Origin of the sequence: Acinetobacter sp. EKM10A (assembly GCF_011075215.1) — a bacterium.
GTDB classification, from domain to species: domain Bacteria; phylum Pseudomonadota; class Gammaproteobacteria; order Pseudomonadales; family Moraxellaceae; genus Acinetobacter; species Acinetobacter baumannii.
Genome location: NZ_JAALLK010000011.1, coordinates 71,860 through 91,246 on the forward strand (window position 1 = coordinate 71,860; position 19,387 = coordinate 91,246).

Consider the following 19,387-nt stretch of genomic DNA (forward strand, 5'->3'; position numbering starts at 1 on the left):
ATTGTCAAAATTGTGATTTAATAAAGTCATATTCTCAACAATGGGTATAAAAATAAAATGGAAAAGCAAGTTGATGTATTAATCATTGGTGCAGGCATATCAGGAATAGGTGTTGCTGCCCATTTATCTAAAAACTCTCCACAACGTCAGTTTGAAATTTTGGAGCGTCGTGAATCGTTTGGTGGAACTTGGGATCTTTTCCGCTATCCTGGTATCCGTTCTGATTCAGATATGTCTACTTTTGGTTTTAACTTTAAACCATGGCGCAAAGCCAATGTTCTCGCTGATGGTGCCTCTATTAAAGGATATCTAGGGGAAGTGATTGATGAGTTTAAGTTAAAAGAAAAAATTCATTTTGGCCATCGTGTCCTTTCTGCGAATTATGATTCTGCCTCGAAAAAGTGGCATGTTATTGTCGAGGACAATAAGAAAAAACAGCAGACTTGGGTTGCTAACTTCGTTGTAGGTTGTACTGGTTATTATAATTATGACCAAGGTTACGCGCCGACTTTCCCAAATCAAGAAGCTTTCAAAGGTCAACTCATTCATCCACAACATTGGCCTGAAAACTTGGATTATAAGGGTAAAAAAGTAGTAATTATTGGTAGTGGAGCTACAGCAATTACACTGGTGCCTGCAATGTCAAAAGGTGGAGCAGGTCATGTAACGATGTTACAACGTTCACCAACTTATATTGCTTCTGTTCCGTCTATTGATTTCATCTATGAAAAAACTCGTAGATTTATGTCTGAAGAAGCAGCCTATAAATTTACGCGTGCTCGTAATATTGGTATGCAACGAGCAATTTATGCATTGTCTCAAAAGCATCCTAAAACAGTTCGTCGTTTACTCTTAAAAGCAATTGAAATGCAACTTAAGGGTAAAGTTGATATGAAACATTTTACACCTTCATATAACCCTTGGGATCAGCGTCTTTGCGTAGTTCCTGATGGTGATTTATTCAAAATTCTTCGTGAGGGTAAGGCGAGTGTTGAAACTGATCAAATTGAAAAATTTACTGAGACTGGTATTCAATTAAAATCAGGCAAGCATCTTGATGCCGATATTATCGTATCTGCAACAGGTTTGCAGGTTCAAATCATGGGCGGTGTGCAGGCAACTATTGATGGAGAGCCAGTTAAATCATCTGAACACATGCTTTATAACGGCGTGATGCTCAGCGATGTACCAAACATGGCGATGATTATTGGCTATGTAAATGCTTCATGGACATTAAAAGTTGATATTGCAGCAGATTATATCTGCCGTTTATTAAACTACATGGATAAGAATAATTATGATGAAGTCATTCCATCTGGTGATAAGAGCGTGATGGAAGAAGACACAGTCATGGGTAGCTTATCATCTGGTTATATTAGTCGTGCTGCCGACGTGATTCCTAAACAAGGCAAACAAGCACCATGGCAGGTAACCAATAATTATCTTGAAGACCGAAAATCATTAAAAAATGCAAAATTTGATGATGGTGTTCTACGTTTTCATAAGCATTCAGAAGTTTCTACACGTAAACCAAAATTAGTGTCTTGATATTCGAAAATAAAAAGGAGGCTATAAGCCTCCTTTTTATAATGAAGATTAAAGAGTTCTAGAGATTAATTCTTTCATAATTTCATTGGTGCCTGCATAAATACGGTTTGCTCGGTGATCGATATAAGCGCGTGCAATTGGATATTCCATCATATAGCCATAACCACCATGTAATTGAAGACATTCATCTACAACTTTTGAAAACATATCTGAAATTTTATATTTTGCAGCAGCTGCTGCTTCAACACTCAATTTTTCATCGAGTTGTAATTCCATACAACGATCTAAATAGGTACGGCAGAAATCTATCTCTGTTCTAAGTTCAGCAAGTTTAAAACGAGTATTTTGGAATGCTCCAATTGGTTTGCCAAATGCTTTACGATCTTTTGTATATTGAACAGTATGTGCAAATGCCGCTTCTGCCCCGGCTTGGCAGATAATAGCAACTAGCATACGCTCCCACGCTAATTCTTTCATGAGCATGATAAAGCCCATACCTTCCATGCCTAAAAGATTTTCTTTAGGAACACGAACGTTATCAAAGAAGAGTTCACAGGTATCTTGGCCTTTCATACCAATTTTGTTAAGTGGTTTGCCTTTAGTAAAACCAGTACGGTCAGCTTCGACAATAATGAGTGATAAATTGGCAGATCCTTTATCGCTATTCCCCGTTTTACAAACGACAATCGCCATATCGCATAAATAGCCATTGGTAATAAATATTTTTGAACCATTAATGACATATTCATCGCCATCAAGAACGGCTGTTGTACGAACCGCTTGCAAGTCTGAACCTGTTCCCGGCTCGGTCATGGCAATTGCGGTAACCGTCTCACCAGTAGCCATTTTAGGGAGCCATTTCTGTTTTTGCTCTTCATTACCGAAGTTATTAATATAGTTGGCTACAATGTCGGAATGCAGTGAGAAACCTGTACTTGAGTCCATCGCATAGGCTTGTTCTTCAATAAGAATCATGCTGTATAGGCGATCGACACCTGAACCACCATATTGTTCTGGCATGGTGGTACAGAGTAAACCTAATGCACCAGCTTTATTCCAAAGATCTCGGTCAACATGTTGTTGTTTTTCATATTTTTCAATATTAGGTACAACTTCTTTCTCGTAGAATTTACGTACCGTTTCCCGAAAAGCTTCATGTTCTTCATTAAATAAATGGCGAGGTAACATATTTGGAATGGGACGAATAGCACCAGATTGCATTGTATTTCTTCCTTGGTTTGGGCTTGATGTTATGAGCTAAACATAAGGGAAGCGACTAGGTCTAACAATGTGATGAATGCTCATTTATGGCGGTGAAGTGATAAGTTTGGTCAATTTGATATTTTTAGCGAACTTTCTCATGCGATCAGGTAAACTAAGCGCACTATCAACGCAGATGGGGAAATAAATGTCTGAAGAAATGACCTTGGAAGAACGTAAAGTAATCTATCGCGCACGTCGTGGTTTAAAGGAAATTGATGTCTATTTTGACCCTTATGTGAAAAATTATTATTTAAAGGCAGACCTGGCAGAAAAAGCGTTGTTTGCTGAGTTGGTAGAACAGGAAGATCCTGATTTACTCGATTGGTTTATGGAAGTATCAGAACCACCACGTACCGAATTACGTGACTTTATCTATAAATTAAAATACTATGTTCATGGTTAATTTATTTTGATCAACCATTTGAATTTTAAGCTGAAATATAGTCGTTTTTCGATTATATTTCAGTTTTTTATTGGCTTAAGCTTAGCAATTCTATTTTATCAATTAATGCCGTTACTATGGTGGTTAGTTGTAATCAGCTTACTATTTATCAGCTTTATTTTCTTTTTAAAGCGTCCGCAGCTTGCACAAATTGCTTATTTAGATAAAAAACTATGGTCGCTTGCTTATCACTCACAGAACACCATTTCACGCGTCAAAATTTTAAAAATAATTGATTATCAGATTTTCATAGTGATCTATTTTGAAGGTCATAAAACACTAACTTCTATCATTTGGTTTGATCAAATGTCATTAGTAGAGTGGAAAAAGCTTAAAACTTTAGAAAAACTCTATTAATTGTTAGACAATTCTACATTTGTATATTTATTTAAAATTATTATTAATCAATATCTTATCTTTTATTTCTTTTTGGGAAATTGAAATTGTCTAGTTAAAATACAGAAAAAACAGCAAGAAAGTTAATTGTCGGACAATTTCTCAATATGGTTACTATTCTATCGGTTAAAGTACAAACACCAACGTAAAGTGTGTCGGAGGTCTCAAATGGAGATGCCAACATGGTCGTTCTTGGTCATTGCCATAATTATGGCGGTGGTGATAGGAAGAGCAGGAACTTTACTCAGGGAACATCTTAACCGAGTTAATCTTAGCAAAGTTAAGAGACAGAGGATGCAAAGGTCATCGATCAGTCAATAATCTAATTGGTTAATCGATTAATTTCATCAAGTGTCCAGTTTTTAACTGGGTGCGAACGTAGTAAGGAGGTCTCTCATGGAGATTTCAATGTGGATGTTTCTGTTGATTGCAGTAATTATGGCTGTAGTAGTAGGAAGAGCAGGAACTTTACTTAAGGATTATCTAGAACAACAATAATATAAGCCGTTAAAAGCTTATCCCAGTTAATAAGTAGCATGTGCTGAACCGTCGCAATGCTACTTTTTTTTGCCTAAAATTTTTGTTTCCCTGAAAAACTGTCAATTTTATCTGCTGTGAAGTGTGTCAAAGTATAAGCGCTACAATTAGAGTAATTACTCTTTTATTCAAGATATGCATCTGCTAATGTACATCTGAAAAGGAAAAAACAAATTACATCGAGGACAGGAAGATGTCTAAAGTCCAAAAAATATGCCAAGGTTTGGCGGTAAGTTTTCTTGCAGCTTCAGTTTTATCAGGTTGTTCATACGTCGTGAAAAGCGGAGCAAATGTTGCTTTAGGTTTTACGGAAAAGCACGTCGTTCCACCTATTTTGGCAATGCAAGATGCTGAAATGGTCTGTAATACTGGTAGTGCCTTAACTCCTGCAATCATGTCGACTAAAGGTATGGGGGCAGATCCTACTCGTGTTGCTGTCTTAATGTATGCTGCTTCAGGTGTCTGCGCGGAAAACCAAGCATTAGAACAGGAGTTACGTTATTTGCGCGCTTCAAAAGCAGGGCAGGTAACAGAAGCTCAAGATGCACGTATTGCACAGAAGCGTTGGGCTGCAATTGCTGCTGAGCGACAATACGCAGGCTATAAGCTCTTTGCTGATCGTTGGGAATCTAAATATAAATATCATTTAGGTGACTCTTGTCCGACAATGCGTAGTGATATTGACCAAACTGTATATTTACTTGGGATGATTAGTGGTCTTCAAGCTGTGACCAACGACATTAACTCTGGCGGTTCTGTCAATGTTCCGAAAGATATTGCTGCTATTGTAGAGCGCGGTATGGTCTGCCTTGATAACCAAAAATTCTGGGGCGCACCAAATGCAACGCGAGCAGTGATCTGGACTTTATTACCAGGCGCTAATGAAGGGAAGCCTGATCCATATGAGACTTTAAAACAGTCCGTACAAATTGGTGAACAAAAAGGTGTTCGTTTATCTCATGCGTTATATGCCGTAGCTGCTCAAGCGAGTGGTGACGATGCCAAAATCCGTGATGCATTAAAAACTTATGCTGCATCTCAAGCAGATGACAAACCAGTCAATCCGAACTTTAAATTAATCGATAGTATGGCTGGTTTAATTGTGCGCGGTATTTCTGATCGTTACTGGACTGAGCATACTGGTGTTCGTACTGGTGATGACGGTATGTCTCATTTCTGGGATGAGAAAAACGAAGGCTCAGCTGAATTGGATGAGTTGTTTGATGGTGGAGCTGCATCGGAAGCCCCAGCTGACACAAAAACTGCACCTGCACAGTAAATAGATCTGAAGGAACTCACTCCTTACGGTTACTAACTCTAGTAATCGTAAGGAGCCTGGTTTAAAAGGAGTGTGCTATGAAAGATCATGTACTCAATAAAAAAGTGCTTTTGGTCGCAGGGTGCATTTCTGTTTCTGCATGTTTACAAGTGTTTCCGGATTATTTTATCTATTGGCGTGAAAGCTTACTCGGCGAGTTCTGGCGTTTATGGACAGCACACTGGGTACATGTCGGATGGATTCACTTTCTTTTAAATATGATGGCATTTGCGTGTTTGCCTTTCATATTTCCCCATACCAAAGTGTGGCACATTTTAAGTCTTCTTTTTCTTTTACCACCTTTTATTAGCTTGGTGTTCTATTTTTATTTGCCCAATATCGATGCATATGCAGGCCTTTCTGGGGTACTCCATGGGTTATATACCGCAGTTGCTTTGGTTTACTTGCAATACCGTAAAGAAAGGAATTTTGCATTTCTGGTCTTAGGTTTAATTGTTGCAAAGTTGATTTGGGAAAATACATTTGGGCAAACAGGAACAGCCCAGCTCATTGGTAGTCCAGTTTTAACTGAAGCTCATCTATATGGGGCGATTGGTGGTGCAATCTTTGGAGGATGCTATTGGCTCATACAAAGATTCAAATAGAAAGATTGACAATACAAACTGTTAAAAAAGTGATTTTAGTCATTCTTTATTGATAAAGTTTGATGCAAATTTGATCGTTGAATAAAGGGATTGGTAGAAGGGGGATGGACGATACCCCTGACCAAGGAAATTGCATGACTCAAAGCCTTTGTTATGAGGGATTTGAGAGAACAAAATTGGAATATTTATGCAAGAATATCAAGAAAAAAGATCTGGATTAGGTCTGCTGGGTTATATCTGGAATGAATGGATCTCAACATTCATTATCCTCATTTTACTATTGATGACGCTCATAATTGGTACCGGGGAAATGATCCACGGTCAATTATTACGTATCGGGGAACGTCTTTATGGTGACCCTGCTACAGGCATGCAATATTCATTCTTGCGTGCTGAGCCTGAAAAGCCGACTTGTGACCGACATCCGAATATTGATGCTCAAGTAAAAGAGCAAATGAAAGCAAATGCATCTGATGATTTTGCGAGCTTCTTTGGTGCTGCATCGGAAAGTGATGTCCGTGCATCCTTACTGGCAGCACAGCAGCAATGTGAAGAAAAATATCAGGCTTACGACAAAACTATTAAATATATCGAAGCAAACCCGGGAGTACGTACTTATCGTGCGATCGAAACAGGTTTCTTTGGTATTTTTAAATTCGGTACAGAGAACCGTGCCATTTTACTGGTCTTTATGGTACTGATTTCAGCGATTACTGCATCATTGAAATATCACCATATTGGCTTGCGTAATCCAGCAACAAAAATAGATTACAAAGTGTATTCTCTATTTATGTTGATTGGTAATGCGCTACTGAGCTTCTCGGTCATTAGTCAGTATCGTTCAGTCATTAATTCCGGGGTAACACCTACTTATGAAACAGTAACGATTTACTGGATATGGATGATTCTTTTTGTTGTTCTGACCTTAATTAGTCTGTATCAACTATTTGTTTCACCTCCACCAAAACGTGAAGGCGGTAATATAGGTTTAGCCTTACTTTCTGTACCTTTATATGCCTATATGGCACTAATTACAGGTATTGTATTTACGTTCTTTATGGATTATCCAATGGGGCAAGGGATTTACCTTGGTTTATTGGTTGAGTTCTCGGGTATCTTCTTAAATCTTGCCTTATTTATTTGGGCGGGTATGTTACTCACGCAAACCCGTGTTATGGACTTGTTCTTAAATGTACTTCGTCCATGGAACTTGGCGCCGGAAACCTTAACTTGGTTAATTCTGATTGCTGCTGCTGTACCGACTGCTTATACCGGTGCTTCGGGGATTTTCGTTATCGCAGCTGGTGCGATTATTTATAAGGAAGTTTGGAACGCAGGCGCTCGCCGTCAATATGCATTAGCTGTATCTGCAATGTCCGGCTCCCTAGGGGTGGTTGTACGTCCATGTCTATTGGTCGTTCTAATTGCGATGTTGGATAGTCGTCATGTTACATCTGATGAATTATTCGGACATGGTATTTATGTCTTCTGGCTAACAGCATTTATTTTCTTGGGTGTATCTCTTTTATTGGCAGAAGAAAAGTTCCGTGTGAACTCGCCAAAAGTGGCACTACCAGGTATGGCACGAGCTTTCGTACCGGTTATTCCATATATCCTAATTACTGTAGTTGTCCTTGCATTTTATAAATATGCATTAGATACAGGAATGAATGAATTTACTGCACCAGTGATTCTGCCACTCGTGCTTATTGCGATGATTCTGTACGATAAAATGGTTATGCCTAAAGAGGCACCAGCTTTAAATATTCATGAGGCGATTGTTCGTGAGCATGAAAAGAAATCACCGTTCTTACAGACTCATGATCCGCATAGTTCACAATTCCGTCTTGGTTTTGGTGGTGCATTACGTTTTGCGACATCAGAAACAGTGGGACATATCGGTGCCTTAATTATTTTGATGGCATTGTCTGCAAGTGTAGGCGGCTTAATTGAACGCTCTGAAGTGGTTGAATTATTACCAACTCATTTAGGCAGTATCTATATATCACTGGCATGTATTGCACTGTTACTTGCAATTATTGGTATGTGTACAGATCCATTTGGTGCCGTAATTTTAGTGGCAGCAACTATTGCTCCTGTAGCTTACGAAAATGGTATTCATCCAATTCACTTCTGGATGATTGTATTGGTCGCATTCGAATTTGGTTATGTAACGCCGCCAGTTGCCTTGAACCATCTATTAACGCGGTTATCCGTTGGTGATGATGAGGTGAATGCTGCCGATGCAGAAGCCAAAGAGAAGTACACAAGTTTCTACTATCGATATGAACGTTGGTTATTACCAATTATTGTCTTGTTCTCATCATTGGTATTGGTAACTTATGCACCACTAATACTGAAATTATTTGGTTGGTATAAGTAATTTAAATATATAAGCCGATCAAAAACACTCTCTTTAAGAGGGTGTTTTTTTATGTGGTAGTTATTTTGAACATATAAATTTTTAGTAAATAAAAAAGCTAGCTCAGAGTGAACTAGCTTTTTGCATCATATCTAGAGTTAAACAAATACTATTGTTGTTTAACTTGGGCCTCAAGAAGCTTCACTTGCTCTTCTTTTAGCTTAATAAGTTGATCTGCATCAGCATGTTGAGCTTTTAGTGTCGCTTCCTGATCTTGCAATTGACGATGAATGTCATTGAGTTTAGATACTTCTTCTTTAGCTAAAGATTCTTGAGCAGGGATTGGTTGTTTGAGCACATCTTCATTCACAAGTTGCTGTGAGTTGGCAGTTTGTGTTTGAACCATAGGTTCCGAGCTTTCAGAGGGTTTTGTAGTTTTTTCAGGAGCTGGTACCGAGGCTGGTTGTGGATCAACCATTGGCGCTGATGTTTCAGTTTTTTTGAAAAACCATTGTGCTGCGAAAAAAAGCACGACGAGAATGCTTAAGCCCCCAATTAAAATCCACAATAGTTTTGAGTTTTGTTTTCTTTGTAGTGGCATGTCTAAGACCTTTAGTCAGAACGACGAGGCTTGAACTGTATTACCCCAATTTCATCAGGTATAGCAGGCGTTTCAGGCTCATCAATATGAGTCGGACGATTTTCGCTATAACCGCATTCGATACATTCAATCCATTCGTCTTCAGCGGTGGTTAGCATGACAATCCGATCTATGGCTTCACATTTTGGACATTTAGCCCCAGCAATGAAACGTTTCTTCATCTTTATCACCCTAACCACACGATCAATTTAGGCCCATAGTTTAAGCGGTTTTGTTATCGTTCGTCCAACCTTGATGACGTAACAATGCATCAATTTTTGGCTCACGACCGCGGAAATTCACAAATGCTTCAAGAGCAGTATCTTTCCCACCCACCGCTAAAATTGCCTGACGGAATTCTTTACCCGTTTGAGTATTGAAAATACCTTCATTTTCAAAACGGTCAAAGGCATCACTTGCTAACACTTCTGCCCATTTGTAAGAGTAGTAACCTGCTGCATAGCCGCCTGCAAAAATATGACTAAAGCTATGCTGGAAACGGTTGTAATCGACGGTTGGAACTACTGCATATTGTTTGCGAATATCATTTAAGGTCTGCTGAATTTGCTCACTATTCAACGCAGGAGTTTTGGTGTGAATAGTTAAGTCAAATAAGGCAAATTCAAGCTGACGTAAAGTTTGCATACCAGACTGGAAGAAACGTGCATTTAATAAAGCATCAAGTAACTCCTGAGGTAAAGTCTGCTTGCTCTCAATATGCTCACTTAAAACATCAAGACTTTCTTTATCCCATGACCAGAATTCCATAAACTGACTTGGTAACTCGACTGCATCCCAAGCAACGCCGTGAGTACCTGCAACTGAGATATTATCTACTTCGGTAAGCATATGGTGTAAGCCATGACCAAACTCGTGGAATAAGGTAATGACTTCATCATGGGTGAGTAAGGCTGGCTGGTTGCCTACAGGTGGAGTGAAGTTACACACCATATAGCAAATTGGTTTTTGTAAACCATGAACAGTTTGCATACGTGAGCGGAAACCACTCATCCATGCTCCACCACGTTTCCCTGTGCGCGCATATAAATCAAAGAAGAAGCCACCAACAACTTCACCTTGGTCTTCTAACTCAAAATAACGTGCATCTGGATGCCAAACCGGAGCTTCACGTTCAACGATGTTAATACCATATAGACGCTGTACGATCTGGAATAATCCCTGAATCACTTTTGGTGCAGGGAAGTAAGGTTTTAAAGCTTCTTGTGATAAGTTGAATTGTTGTTGTTTAAGCTTTTCAGAATAGTAAGTGGTATCCCAAGGTTTAAGCTCATCAATACCATCTTGTTTGGCAATAGCTTGGAGTTCGGCAACTTCTTGAAGTGCAGGGGTACGTGCATGCTCAGCTAGGTCGACCAAAAAGTCATGAACTGTTTTGACATCAGGAGCCATTTTGCTGGCAAGAGAATATTCAGCATAGTTATTAAAACCGAGTAGTTTTGCCATCTCTTGGCGAAGACTCAGGATTTCTTCCATAATTTTGCTGTTGTCAAATTCTGTTTGCTCAGACTGATCTGATGCACGTGTGACATAAGCTTTATAAAGCTCTTCTCGCAAGGCACGATCATCGGCATAGGTCATGATGGCAAAATAAGCTGGGAAATCTAAAGTTGCGACTGCTTGGTCAAGCTCACGCTGTTTGCCGTACTGTTTTAATAACTCAACATTACTTTCTGGAAGACCTTTTAATTGATCTTCTGCCAGTGGTTTAAAATAAGCCTGTGTCGCATCAAGTACATGGTTTGAGAAGTCAGAAGAAAGCTGTGAAAGACGTGCAGAAATTTCAGCGTAACGTTTTTTCTCTTCACCCTCTAAAGCAACACCAGAAAGTTTAAAATCACGTAAAGCGAGACGGATGGCACTTTGTTGCGCAGGACTTAGCGTTGGATAGCTCTGACCATCATGAATGAGTTGATAGGTCTGATATAACGCCGTGTGTTGGCCAAGCTGAGTGTAATATTCACTTAAAGCGGGTAATAGTGATTGATAGACTTCCCTAGTTTCAGCATTGTTCATCACAGCATTTAAATGTGACAACACTCCCCACGATTCACTGAGGTTATTTTCAAGTGCATCAATTTGTTCAAGCACGGCAAGTTGCTGGTCTGTCTCGGATGGTGCAGCCGTAAGGGTGTTTAAAAACTCTTGTCCTGCTTGGATCGCCTGTTGAATATCTTGTTTTAAATTATCTAATGTAATTTGATCAAAGCGGGGAGTAGGTAGAGTCGCTTGCTGTAAAGTCATTGCTAATAGCCACATTATTTTTTAAACATAGTATTAGATGTAGGTATTGTTAGGCAGGAAATCAAGCTTAATTTTAAAAATAAACGTTTTAAAAACATTAAGCCCCCATTTTGGGAGCTTAATCATAATTAATGCAAATACCTATAAATTAGTCAGCCTTAGACTTGGCGTTTGACTTTTTCTTTTTAGGTTTCGCTTTTTTCTTTACTTTTTCTGGTTTGGCCTCTGCTTTTGTAGAGGTTTTCTTACCAGACTTTTTACTATATGAGCTTGGTTTACCTTTTTCCTTCTTTTTACGGACAGGTTTTTCACCATCAGTTGATACAGACGGTTTACCAAAAACTTCTTCTGTTGCTTGGGTGCTTGTTTTGGTTGTGCGTGGAGCACGACTACGAACTACACGTCCAGCATGAGTAACTTGTTTAATGAGTTGGAAATCGATTTTACGCTCTTCTAGATTTACACCAGCAACTTGAATTTTAACTTCGTCGCCTAAACCGAAGACTTGACCACGATTTTGTCCAATGAGGTTTTGACTGGCTTGATCGTAAATAAAGAAATCATCGCCAAGTTGGCTAATGTGAATCATGCCATCAACATAAAGATCTTTAAGAGTAACAAATAGGCCAAATTCAGTGACAGCACTCACAATACCAATAAACTCATCACCTAAATGTTGTTGCATATAGTGGCATTTCAACCAAGTCGTTACGCTGCGGGATGCTTCATCGGCACGGCGTTCTGTTTGAGAGAAATGTTCACCTGCATCATCTAAAGCTGCACCGGAAAGTGGGTAAGGCTTTTGTTTTAGATGAGCTTTAATTGCACGATGTAACAATAAGTCCGGGTAGCGGCGAATTGGTGAAGTGAAATGTGTATAAGCTTCATAAGCTAGACCATAGTGACCTGCATTTTTGGCACCATAGTAAGCTTGCATCATTGAGCGTAATAACACGGCGTGAATGCTTGGCGCATCAATACGGTCTTTAGTTGCCTCAATAACTTTTTGATAATCTGCCTGAGTTGGTTGGTCAGGGAAAGGTAAACCCAATAGTTTTACAAAATCTTTTACTTTTTGAATACGTGAGAATTCAGGTGCCTCATGTACACGATACAACATCGGAATATCATGTTCTAAGGCATATTCTGCTGCTGCTACATTGGCAAGCAACATACACTCTTCAATAAGCTTATGAGCATCATTACGTGTACGAGGTAAAATTTCTTTAATTCCACCTAACTCGTCAAAGGTCATATAAGTTTCAATGGTTTCAAACTCCATTGCATGACGATCAACACGTAAGTTTTTCAAAGTCTGGTAAAGCTGGAAAAGTGTATTTAGCGATTTATGAATATCACGATCTTTTGGAATTGCATCAGTTGCACCTTCAAAATATTGTCCTACTTGTGTATAGGTCAAACGTGCTTTTGAATGCATGACTGCCGGATAAAATTCATAACCTGTAACACGACCCGTACGAGAAAGTTTTAGGTCACAGACCATGCATAGACGATCTACGTGTGGGTTAAGTGAGCACAATCCATTTGATAATGCTTCTGGTAGCATTGGTAAAACAAAATGTGGGAAATAAACCGAAGTGCCGCGCTCTTCAGCTTCTTCATTTAATGCCGAATCTAAACGTACATAATGGCTCACATCGGCAATTGCAACGACAACTCGGTAACCACCACCAGGACGTTTTTCCGCATATACTGCATCATCGAAATCTCGCGCATCTTCACCATCGATTGTGACAAGTGCCAAGTCTCTTAAATCAACTCGACCTTCGCGATCTTTTTCAGCAGGTTCTTTGAAACTTTCAGCTTCTTTTATAACTTCATCTGAAAATTCGTAAGGCAAACCAAACTCTAAAATGGTCTGCGGGATAATAATTTCAGTATCGGCTTTATCTGCCATAGACTGAATAATATGTGCCGTTGCAAATTCTTCCCGGGTTGGGTAAGTGTCTATAGCAACACGAAGCATATCGCCGACATTTGCTTTAGCATGTTCAACCAATTCTTTTTCTAGTGGGATAGGTTGATGCTGATTTGGATTGTTGGGCTGAATAAAATATTCGCCGTCATGTACTGATAATTTACCAATTAATTGTTTTACACGATGCTGTATAACTTCGGTAATGAAACCCCACGGTTTACCTTTGCGATCTACCGATGTCTGCCGAACACGGACCCGATCACCATTAAAGACTAAACGTAACTCACGCTCAGGTAATAACAAATCATCTTGACCATCAATATGTGCTGTACCCAAACCTTTACTATTAATATAGACAGTTGCTTCATAGGTAGGTTGGTCTGCCACCAACTGAAACTTAAAACCATCCTTCATAAGTTGACCATCACGAACCATAGCACTTAAGCGATGACTTAAGGCTTCAATACTTTTCTGATCTTGAATATGGAAATGGTCAACAAGTTCTGCATGAGATTGCGGTGTTTGCAATTGTTCCAACGTATCTAAAATAAGAGTACGGCTTGGAATAGGATTGTCATAACGTTCAGCTTCGGCTTTTGCTTCGGGGTCAACCCAGTTTTTTGTCATGTCGTTTGGTTTCATGCTTGGCAGATAGGTTTAGCATAAGACATGCAGACCAGAACTGCACGTTCAGGTTTGCAATAATGTGTTATGCACTACTGTGTTGAAATAAAGAAATAATATCTATCTTAACAAGCGTTTGATTGAAAAAGGCGAAAAGAATACGAAAATTGTTTAAAAAATATTTAATTGAACGAAAAAACAAGAAAATTTCAGTATCATGACTTGAACAATGTAGTTTTAGTTTGTATTATGGCGGCTCGTTCCGGTGAGGTGGATGAGTGGCTGAAATCACTTCCCTGCTAAGGAAGCATACCTATTACTGGTATCGAGGGTTCGAATCCCTCTCTCACCGCCATTTACTTAATGCGCTCATAGCTCAGCTGGATAGAGCACTTGGCTACGAACTAAGGGGTCGGGAGTTCGAATCTCTCTGAGCGCACCAAGTAAAATCGAACAAATCGCTGAAAAGCACACAAGTTACGCGCTCATAGCTCAGCTGGATAGAGCACTTGGCTACGAACTAAGGGGTCGGGAGTTCGAATCTCTCTGAGCGCACCAACTTGAAAAATTAACCGCTTTTATAGCGGTTTTTTTGTATCTGCTGTTTATTAATTTTTAAAAATCTAAATTTTATAACTTTTTAATTATATTAGAGATAACGATAAATGAATCTGGCTTTATTCGATTTTGATGGCACGATCACCCATAATGATACCTTCAGTTTATTCCTTAAATTTTCTTTGAGTAAAAAAACTCAAATATTAGGTGGCATCCGTCTTGCACCTTATATAGCGGGTTATAAGCTTGGGTGGGTAACGGATAAAACGATCCGTACTAAGCTCTGCCAAGTGGGATATATCGGCTATGATGCAGCTTCTTTGATATACAAAGGACAAGAGTTTGCTAAAAAAGTAATTCCTTCCTGTATTCGTGAAAATGCTTTAGAACGCATTCTCTGGCATAAACAACAGGGAGATCAGGTTGTTGTTGTTGTATCTGCTTCATTAAGTGTTTACTTGGAAATTTGGTGTAAATCTTTAGATCTGGATGTTATCTGTAATCAACTTGAAATAGATAATGGTATTTTGACAGGTTATTTTATTGATGGTGATTGTGGTTATTTAGAAAAAGTAAATAGAATAAAAAATAAATATGACTTAACTCAATATCCTATAATCTATGCTTATGGTGATACACCTAATGATTATGCAATGTTGGAGTTAGCTCATAGAAAATATTATAAATGGCAAGAGATTAATTAATATTTAAAAATATATTAAAAAAGAAAGCCACTTATATAAAGTGGCTTTCTTTGTAATTATTAAACAGTATTGAAAGAGTTTTCTAGGAAGTTATCAGTAAGTAATGATGTCGGTACGATCGTATGCGTTGTATTTGTTACGCTAGATACTGTAGAAGTTACACCACCGAGTAAGCTACCACCAGTTAATCCGCCTAGCAAATTAGAAATAACATCTAAACTGCCTTCACCAGTAACACCACCCGTTAAGCTTCCAACGATATCCGTTACGATACCGATAGGGTTGTCTGTACCGCCAGTAACACCACCAGTTAAACCGCCGAGTAGATCAGTGACTACGCCAAGTGGACTGTCACCACCTACGCTACCAGTTAAACCGCCGAGAAGGTCAGTGACTACGCCAAGCGGACTGTCGCCGCCTACGCTACCAGTTAAACCACCAAGTAAATCAGTTACTAATCCTAGTGGGCTATCTCCGCCAGTTACGCCACCAATAGTTCCTGTTACTCCGCCAATGATTTCAGTTACTAAACCAGTTGCAGTTGTACCATTTGTAATAAGCGTATCGAGAATACCGGTAGCCGATTCAGTAGCGCCTTGAATATCACCGCCGACTAAATCAGAAACAACTTCAAGAGCGCCGTTGACTGTGTCACGAGACGTTTCGAAAGTTAATGTGCCAAGGTCTGCAATTTCAGAAACTGGATGTTCTGCTTGTGGAAGGATACCGATAATTGTATCCGCAACTGTATCAATACCAGTGTTAATAATTTCGGTTTTTAGGCTTTCAACCCCTTGAAGAATATCGATGCCGCCTTGAACAACATCGATTACTGGAGAAATAGGAGATGTTCCACCACCAATAATGCCACCAGTAACGCCACCGATGATGTCAGTTACTACACCAAGAGGATTGTCACCGCCAATACCGCCAGTAACACCACCGATGATGTCAGTTACTACACCAAGAGGATTGTCACCGCCAATACCGCCAGTAACACCACCGATAATGTCAGTCACTACACCAAGCGGATTATCACCGCCGATACCGCCAGTAACACCACCGATGATGTCAGTTACTACGCCAAGAGGATTGTCACCGCCAATACCACCAGTAACGCCGCCGATAATGTCAGTTACTACGCCAAGCGGATTGTCACCACCGATACCACCAGTTACGCCGCCGATAGTACCTGTTACGCCACCAAGAATATCAGTAACAATTCCAGTCGCTGTTGAACCATTCTGAATAAGTGTTCCTAGAATACCGGTTGCATTTTCAGTAGCACCTTGAATATCGCCACCGACTAAATCAGAAACAACTTCAAGAGCACCATTGACTGTGTCACGAGACGTTTCGAAAGTTAATGTGCCAAGGTCTGCAATTTCAGAAACTGGATGCTCAGCTTGAGGTAATACACCAATAATAGTGTCGGCTACTGTATCAATACCCGTGTTAATAATTTCAGTTTTTAGGCTTTCAACGCCTTGAAGAATATCGATGCCACCTTGAACAACATCAATAACTGGAGAAATAGGAGATGTATCGCCACCAATAATGCCACCGGTTACGCCGCCGATAATATCAGTTACTACGCCAAGAGGGTTATCACCACCAACACCACCAGTTACACCGCCAATAATATCTGTAATCACTTCAAGTGGGTTGCCATCAACACCGCCAGTTACACCACCGATAATATCTGTAATCACTTCAAGTGGGTTGCCATCAACACCACCAGTTACGCCACCAATAACATCAGTAACACTTCCAACCACACCAGTAACAATACCTGTAGCAGTTGTGCCATTTGTAATAAGCGTATCGAGAATACCGGTCGCTGATTCAGTAGCGCCTTGAATATCACCACCGACTAAATCAGAAACAACTTCAAGAGCACCATTGACTGTGTCACGAGAAGTTTCAAAAGTTAATGTGCCAAGGTCTGCAATTTCAGAAACTGGATGCTCAGCTTGAGGTAATACACCAATAACTGCATCAGCTACAGTTTCAATGCCTGTATTAATAATTTCAGTTTTTAAGCTTTCAATGCCTTGAAGAATATCAATGCCGCCTTGAACAACATCAATAACTGGAGAGATTGGAGAAGTTCCGCCGACAACACCACCCGTTACTCCGCCGATAATGTCAGTAACAACTTCAAGAGGGTTGCCTGTAACGCCACCCGTTACGCCGCCAATAATATTGGTTACAGTATCAATTGGGCTTGTAGACCCTACAGTACCTGTTACGGTACCAACTACATTAGAAACTAAGTCTGTGGTTGTATGTGAAACTGTATCGGTTACAGTTGAAATCACATTAGAAAGTAAGCCTGTTGTTGAAACATTAGCAATGTTGATATCAGAAACATTTACATTAACAGAGGAACCTGTATTTACTACAGGGGTTATCGATACAATATTACCCAGGTCCTGAGTAACTTTTGATATTGAAGAGACGAGATTTTTCAGTAAGAACATGGTGGTCTATTTCCTGTGTATTTATGTATTTTTAAGTAAGTATTTATATATTGCGTTACGCAATTATTGAGATATGTATCGCAATAATTAAAAATTAGTATTGTGTAGATCTCAAAAAGTGTCAATGCATATTTCTACTCAAATAAATTGATACTTATAATATTTTGACAATTAGTTATTCTTTAGATTTAGACATAAAAATAATAATTTTTTTTATAATATATTCTTTATAGATGAATACATTTTTTCTTTATTTTTTTATTATTTTTTATGAATATTAAAGCTAACTAATTTTATTTATAAAAAGACTTTTGCATAAGTAGAAATATTTTATTTATATAATCCTGACTAAAAAACTAGACTTTTGTTCCTGTCAATTTGGCCAAAATGCCCAAATTAGATATGGGAAATAGAGAACTTTAATTGAAAAAAAATATTTCAAATACATTTTATAGGCAATCATCTCGACTTTTTTGAAGCTAATCTACTTAAATATTTCATTATGGCTAAGAACTAGACGCTTGATGACAAAAAGATGAAAAATGTCTTTCTAAAATGAAAAAACTGCGTATAATGCCCTCCATCAAGTACGCGCTCATAGCTCAGCTGGATAGAGCACTTGGCTACGAACTAAGGGGTCGGGAGTTCGAATCTCTCTGAGCGCACCACTTGAAGAATTAACCGCTAGATATAGCGGTTTTTTTGTGCCTATTTTTTATATTTTTTTAATAAAGAAAGCTGGTACTTGTGATAACCAGCTTTAAAAAAATCTAAATTCGAAGCTATTTATTAGCCGAATGTTTTGAAGCGGCTTTCATCATCAATAAAAGCTTTTTCACCTGCTGCGCCTTCAATAGAACCAAAAACTAGCTGAGCTCTTAGTTTCCATTCTGCTGGGATATTAAATGAGGTATTAATTTTCTCATCAATAATTGGATTGTAGTGTTGCAATGAAGCACCAATATTTTGTTCAGCTAATACATTCCAAACTGCAAATTGAGCAATTGCTGTTGAATGTTCTGACCAGATCGGAAAATTATCAGCATAAAGTTCAAATTGCTCTTGTAAGCTTTTAATAACGCTCTGGTCTTCATAAAACAGAACTGTACCTGCACCTGCTGCAAAGCTTTGAATTTTTTGTTCTGTTCCAGATACCGCTTCAGCTGGGATAATGGTTTTTAAAACTTCTAGAACTGTATTCCAGAATTTATGATGTGATTGTCCAAATAAGATCACAGCGCGAGATGATTGAGAGTTAAAAGCTGAAGGGCTGTGTCTTATTGCTTCTTGAATTAACTTTTCAATCTCATCATTTGATTGGCTTAAGTTATTGCCAATTGCATAAATAGAGCGGCGGTTTTTAATAAGTTCTATAAAAGAGGTTTCATTTGAAGGTTCTAGCTCTTGAGCAGCTTTCAAAGCCACATCTTCTTGAGCTGTTGTTTTTTGTTTGAAGCCAAATAGTTTTGCAAAGAAAGACATGACGAATTCCACGAAAAGAGACAATAGAAGCATTCTATAAATTTAAAAATATGAAATAAGCCTTATAAATATGAATCTACGTTCTATATATGAAACGCATAAGTAGCTTGTACTAATAAAAGCTTTACAGTTAAAGCAAAAATAAAAAATCACTTTTGATTCATTTTAAAGCGTAGATGAATATGCTCTAATAGTTTCGATTTATTCAATATTGATACATTGTG

The 19,387-nt window shown here is 38.7% G+C and carries 14 protein-coding genes and 4 tRNA genes; 11 read left to right on the plus strand and 7 right to left on the minus strand.

All coding sequences use genetic code 11. The features are described from left to right. Positions 1-57 precede the first annotated feature (57 nt). Positions 58-1,548 (plus strand): flavin-containing monooxygenase, encoded by a 1,491-nt coding sequence (locus G9371_RS13840; protein WP_000415132.1) that lies wholly within the window; start codon positions 58-60, stop codon positions 1,546-1,548. Between the two features lie 48 nt (positions 1,549-1,596). Here the strand turns inward: G9371_RS13840 and G9371_RS13845 are convergent, their stop codons facing one another. Beyond that, on the minus strand, positions 1,597-2,769 hold the full coding sequence (locus tag G9371_RS13845; RefSeq protein WP_001190550.1) for an acyl-CoA dehydrogenase family protein: 1,173 nt from the start codon (positions 2,767-2,769) through the stop codon (positions 1,597-1,599). 187 nt (positions 2,770-2,956) lie between these two features. Here G9371_RS13845 and G9371_RS13850 point away from each other — a divergent pair, with 187 nt between their 5' ends. The 5 genes from G9371_RS13850 to G9371_RS13870 all read left to right on the plus strand — a co-directional run bounded on the left by G9371_RS13850 (position 2,957) and on the right by G9371_RS13870 (position 8,492). Beyond that, positions 2,957-3,214 carry a succinate dehydrogenase assembly factor 2 gene (locus G9371_RS13850; RefSeq protein WP_029424136.1) on the plus strand — a complete coding sequence of 86 codons (258 nt, stop codon included), beginning with the start codon at positions 2,957-2,959 and terminating at the stop codon, positions 3,212-3,214. Between the two features lie 6 nt (positions 3,215-3,220). Further along, positions 3,221-3,610 (plus strand): hypothetical protein, encoded by a 390-nt coding sequence (locus tag G9371_RS13855; RefSeq protein WP_002096593.1) that lies wholly within the window; start codon positions 3,221-3,223, stop codon positions 3,608-3,610. 769 nt (positions 3,611-4,379) lie between these two features. Further along, positions 4,380-5,465, plus strand: a complete 1,086-nt coding sequence (locus G9371_RS13860; RefSeq protein WP_000049106.1) for a hypothetical protein — start codon at positions 4,380-4,382, stop codon at positions 5,463-5,465. Between the two features lie 77 nt (positions 5,466-5,542). Beyond that, positions 5,543-6,109, plus strand: a complete 567-nt coding sequence (rrtA, locus tag G9371_RS13865; RefSeq protein WP_000651536.1) for a rhombosortase — start codon at positions 5,543-5,545, stop codon at positions 6,107-6,109. A gap of 187 nt (positions 6,110-6,296) precedes the next feature. After that, on the plus strand, positions 6,297-8,492 hold the full coding sequence (locus tag G9371_RS13870) for a TRAP transporter large permease subunit (RefSeq protein ID WP_001158905.1): 2,196 nt from the start codon (positions 6,297-6,299) through the stop codon (positions 8,490-8,492). A gap of 148 nt (positions 8,493-8,640) precedes the next feature. Here the strand turns inward: G9371_RS13870 and G9371_RS13875 are convergent, their stop codons facing one another. The 4 genes from G9371_RS13875 to rnr form a co-directional block, all read right to left on the minus strand. After that, on the minus strand, positions 8,641-9,072 hold the full coding sequence (locus tag G9371_RS13875; protein WP_001130986.1) for a hypothetical protein: 432 nt from the start codon (positions 9,070-9,072) through the stop codon (positions 8,641-8,643). Between the two features lie 11 nt (positions 9,073-9,083). After that, positions 9,084-9,293 carry a YheV family putative zinc ribbon protein gene (locus G9371_RS13880; RefSeq protein WP_000745518.1) on the minus strand — a complete coding sequence of 70 codons (210 nt, stop codon included), beginning with the start codon at positions 9,291-9,293 and terminating at the stop codon, positions 9,084-9,086. A gap of 40 nt (positions 9,294-9,333) precedes the next feature. Then, positions 9,334-11,388: a M3 family metallopeptidase gene (locus G9371_RS13885; protein ID WP_029424137.1), complete on the minus strand. Its 2,055-nt coding sequence runs from the start codon at positions 11,386-11,388 to the stop codon at positions 9,334-9,336. Positions 11,389-11,521: 133 nt separating this feature from the next. Beyond that, on the minus strand, positions 11,522-13,939 hold the full coding sequence (gene rnr, locus G9371_RS13890) for a ribonuclease R (protein WP_029424138.1): 2,418 nt from the start codon (positions 13,937-13,939) through the stop codon (positions 11,522-11,524). Positions 13,940-14,200: 261 nt separating this feature from the next. Here rnr and G9371_RS13895 point away from each other — a divergent pair. The 4 genes from G9371_RS13895 to G9371_RS13910 all read left to right on the plus strand — a co-directional run bounded on the left by G9371_RS13895 (position 14,201) and on the right by G9371_RS13910 (position 15,198). Continuing rightward, positions 14,201-14,291: transfer RNA gene (locus G9371_RS13895), tRNA-Ser, on the plus strand. A 10-nt stretch (positions 14,292-14,301) separates the two neighbouring features. Next, a tRNA-Arg gene (locus G9371_RS13900) sits at positions 14,302-14,378 on the plus strand. Positions 14,379-14,417: 39 nt separating this feature from the next. After that, a tRNA-Arg gene (locus G9371_RS13905) sits at positions 14,418-14,494 on the plus strand. A 107-nt stretch (positions 14,495-14,601) separates the two neighbouring features. After that, a complete protein-coding gene (locus tag G9371_RS13910; protein ID WP_029424139.1) occupies positions 14,602-15,198 on the plus strand; it encodes an HAD-IB family hydrolase in 597 nt (198 codons plus the stop codon). Positions 15,199-15,257: 59 nt separating this feature from the next. Here the strand turns inward: G9371_RS13910 and G9371_RS13915 are convergent, their stop codons facing one another. Then, positions 15,258-17,681, minus strand: coding sequence for a beta strand repeat-containing protein (locus G9371_RS13915; RefSeq protein ID WP_029424140.1), 2,424 nt, complete (start codon positions 17,679-17,681; stop codon positions 15,258-15,260). 591 nt (positions 17,682-18,272) lie between these two features. On the opposite strand from G9371_RS13915, the gene G9371_RS13920 reads away from it, so the two are divergent. Further along, a tRNA-Arg gene (locus G9371_RS13920) sits at positions 18,273-18,349 on the plus strand. 121 nt (positions 18,350-18,470) lie between these two features. Here G9371_RS13920 and G9371_RS13925 read toward each other — a convergent pair. After that, positions 18,471-19,163 (minus strand): nitroreductase family protein, encoded by a 693-nt coding sequence (locus tag G9371_RS13925; RefSeq protein ID WP_000007414.1) that lies wholly within the window; start codon positions 19,161-19,163, stop codon positions 18,471-18,473. Positions 19,164-19,387 lie beyond the last annotated feature (224 nt).

Bases quoted from the DNA above. Each gene is read 5' to 3' on its own strand.
- G9371_RS13840 (WP_000415132.1), top strand. From the start codon at position 58: ATGGAAAAGCAAGTTGATGTATTAATCATTGGTGCAGGCATATCAGGA.
- G9371_RS13845 (WP_001190550.1), bottom strand. From the start codon at position 2,769: ATGCAATCTGGTGCTATTCGTCCCATTCCAAATATGTTACCTCGCCAT.
- G9371_RS13850 (WP_029424136.1), top strand. From the start codon at position 2,957: ATGTCTGAAGAAATGACCTTGGAAGAACGTAAAGTAATCTATCGCGCA.
- G9371_RS13860 (WP_000049106.1), top strand. From the start codon at position 4,380: ATGTCTAAAGTCCAAAAAATATGCCAAGGTTTGGCGGTAAGTTTTCTT.
- rrtA (WP_000651536.1), top strand. From the start codon at position 5,543: ATGAAAGATCATGTACTCAATAAAAAAGTGCTTTTGGTCGCAGGGTGC.
- G9371_RS13870 (WP_001158905.1), top strand. From the start codon at position 6,297: ATGCAAGAATATCAAGAAAAAAGATCTGGATTAGGTCTGCTGGGTTAT.
- G9371_RS13875 (WP_001130986.1), bottom strand. From the start codon at position 9,072: ATGCCACTACAAAGAAAACAAAACTCAAAACTATTGTGGATTTTAATT.
- G9371_RS13880 (WP_000745518.1), bottom strand. From the start codon at position 9,293: ATGAAGAAACGTTTCATTGCTGGGGCTAAATGTCCAAAATGTGAAGCC.
- G9371_RS13885 (WP_029424137.1), bottom strand. From the start codon at position 11,388: ATGTGGCTATTAGCAATGACTTTACAGCAAGCGACTCTACCTACTCCC.
- rnr (WP_029424138.1), bottom strand. From the start codon at position 13,939: ATGACAAAAAACTGGGTTGACCCCGAAGCAAAAGCCGAAGCTGAACGT.
- G9371_RS13910 (WP_029424139.1), top strand. From the start codon at position 14,602: ATGAATCTGGCTTTATTCGATTTTGATGGCACGATCACCCATAATGAT.
- G9371_RS13915 (WP_029424140.1), bottom strand. From the start codon at position 17,681: ATGTTCTTACTGAAAAATCTCGTCTCTTCAATATCAAAAGTTACTCAG.
- G9371_RS13925 (WP_000007414.1), bottom strand. From the start codon at position 19,163: ATGTCTTTCTTTGCAAAACTATTTGGCTTCAAACAAAAAACAACAGCT.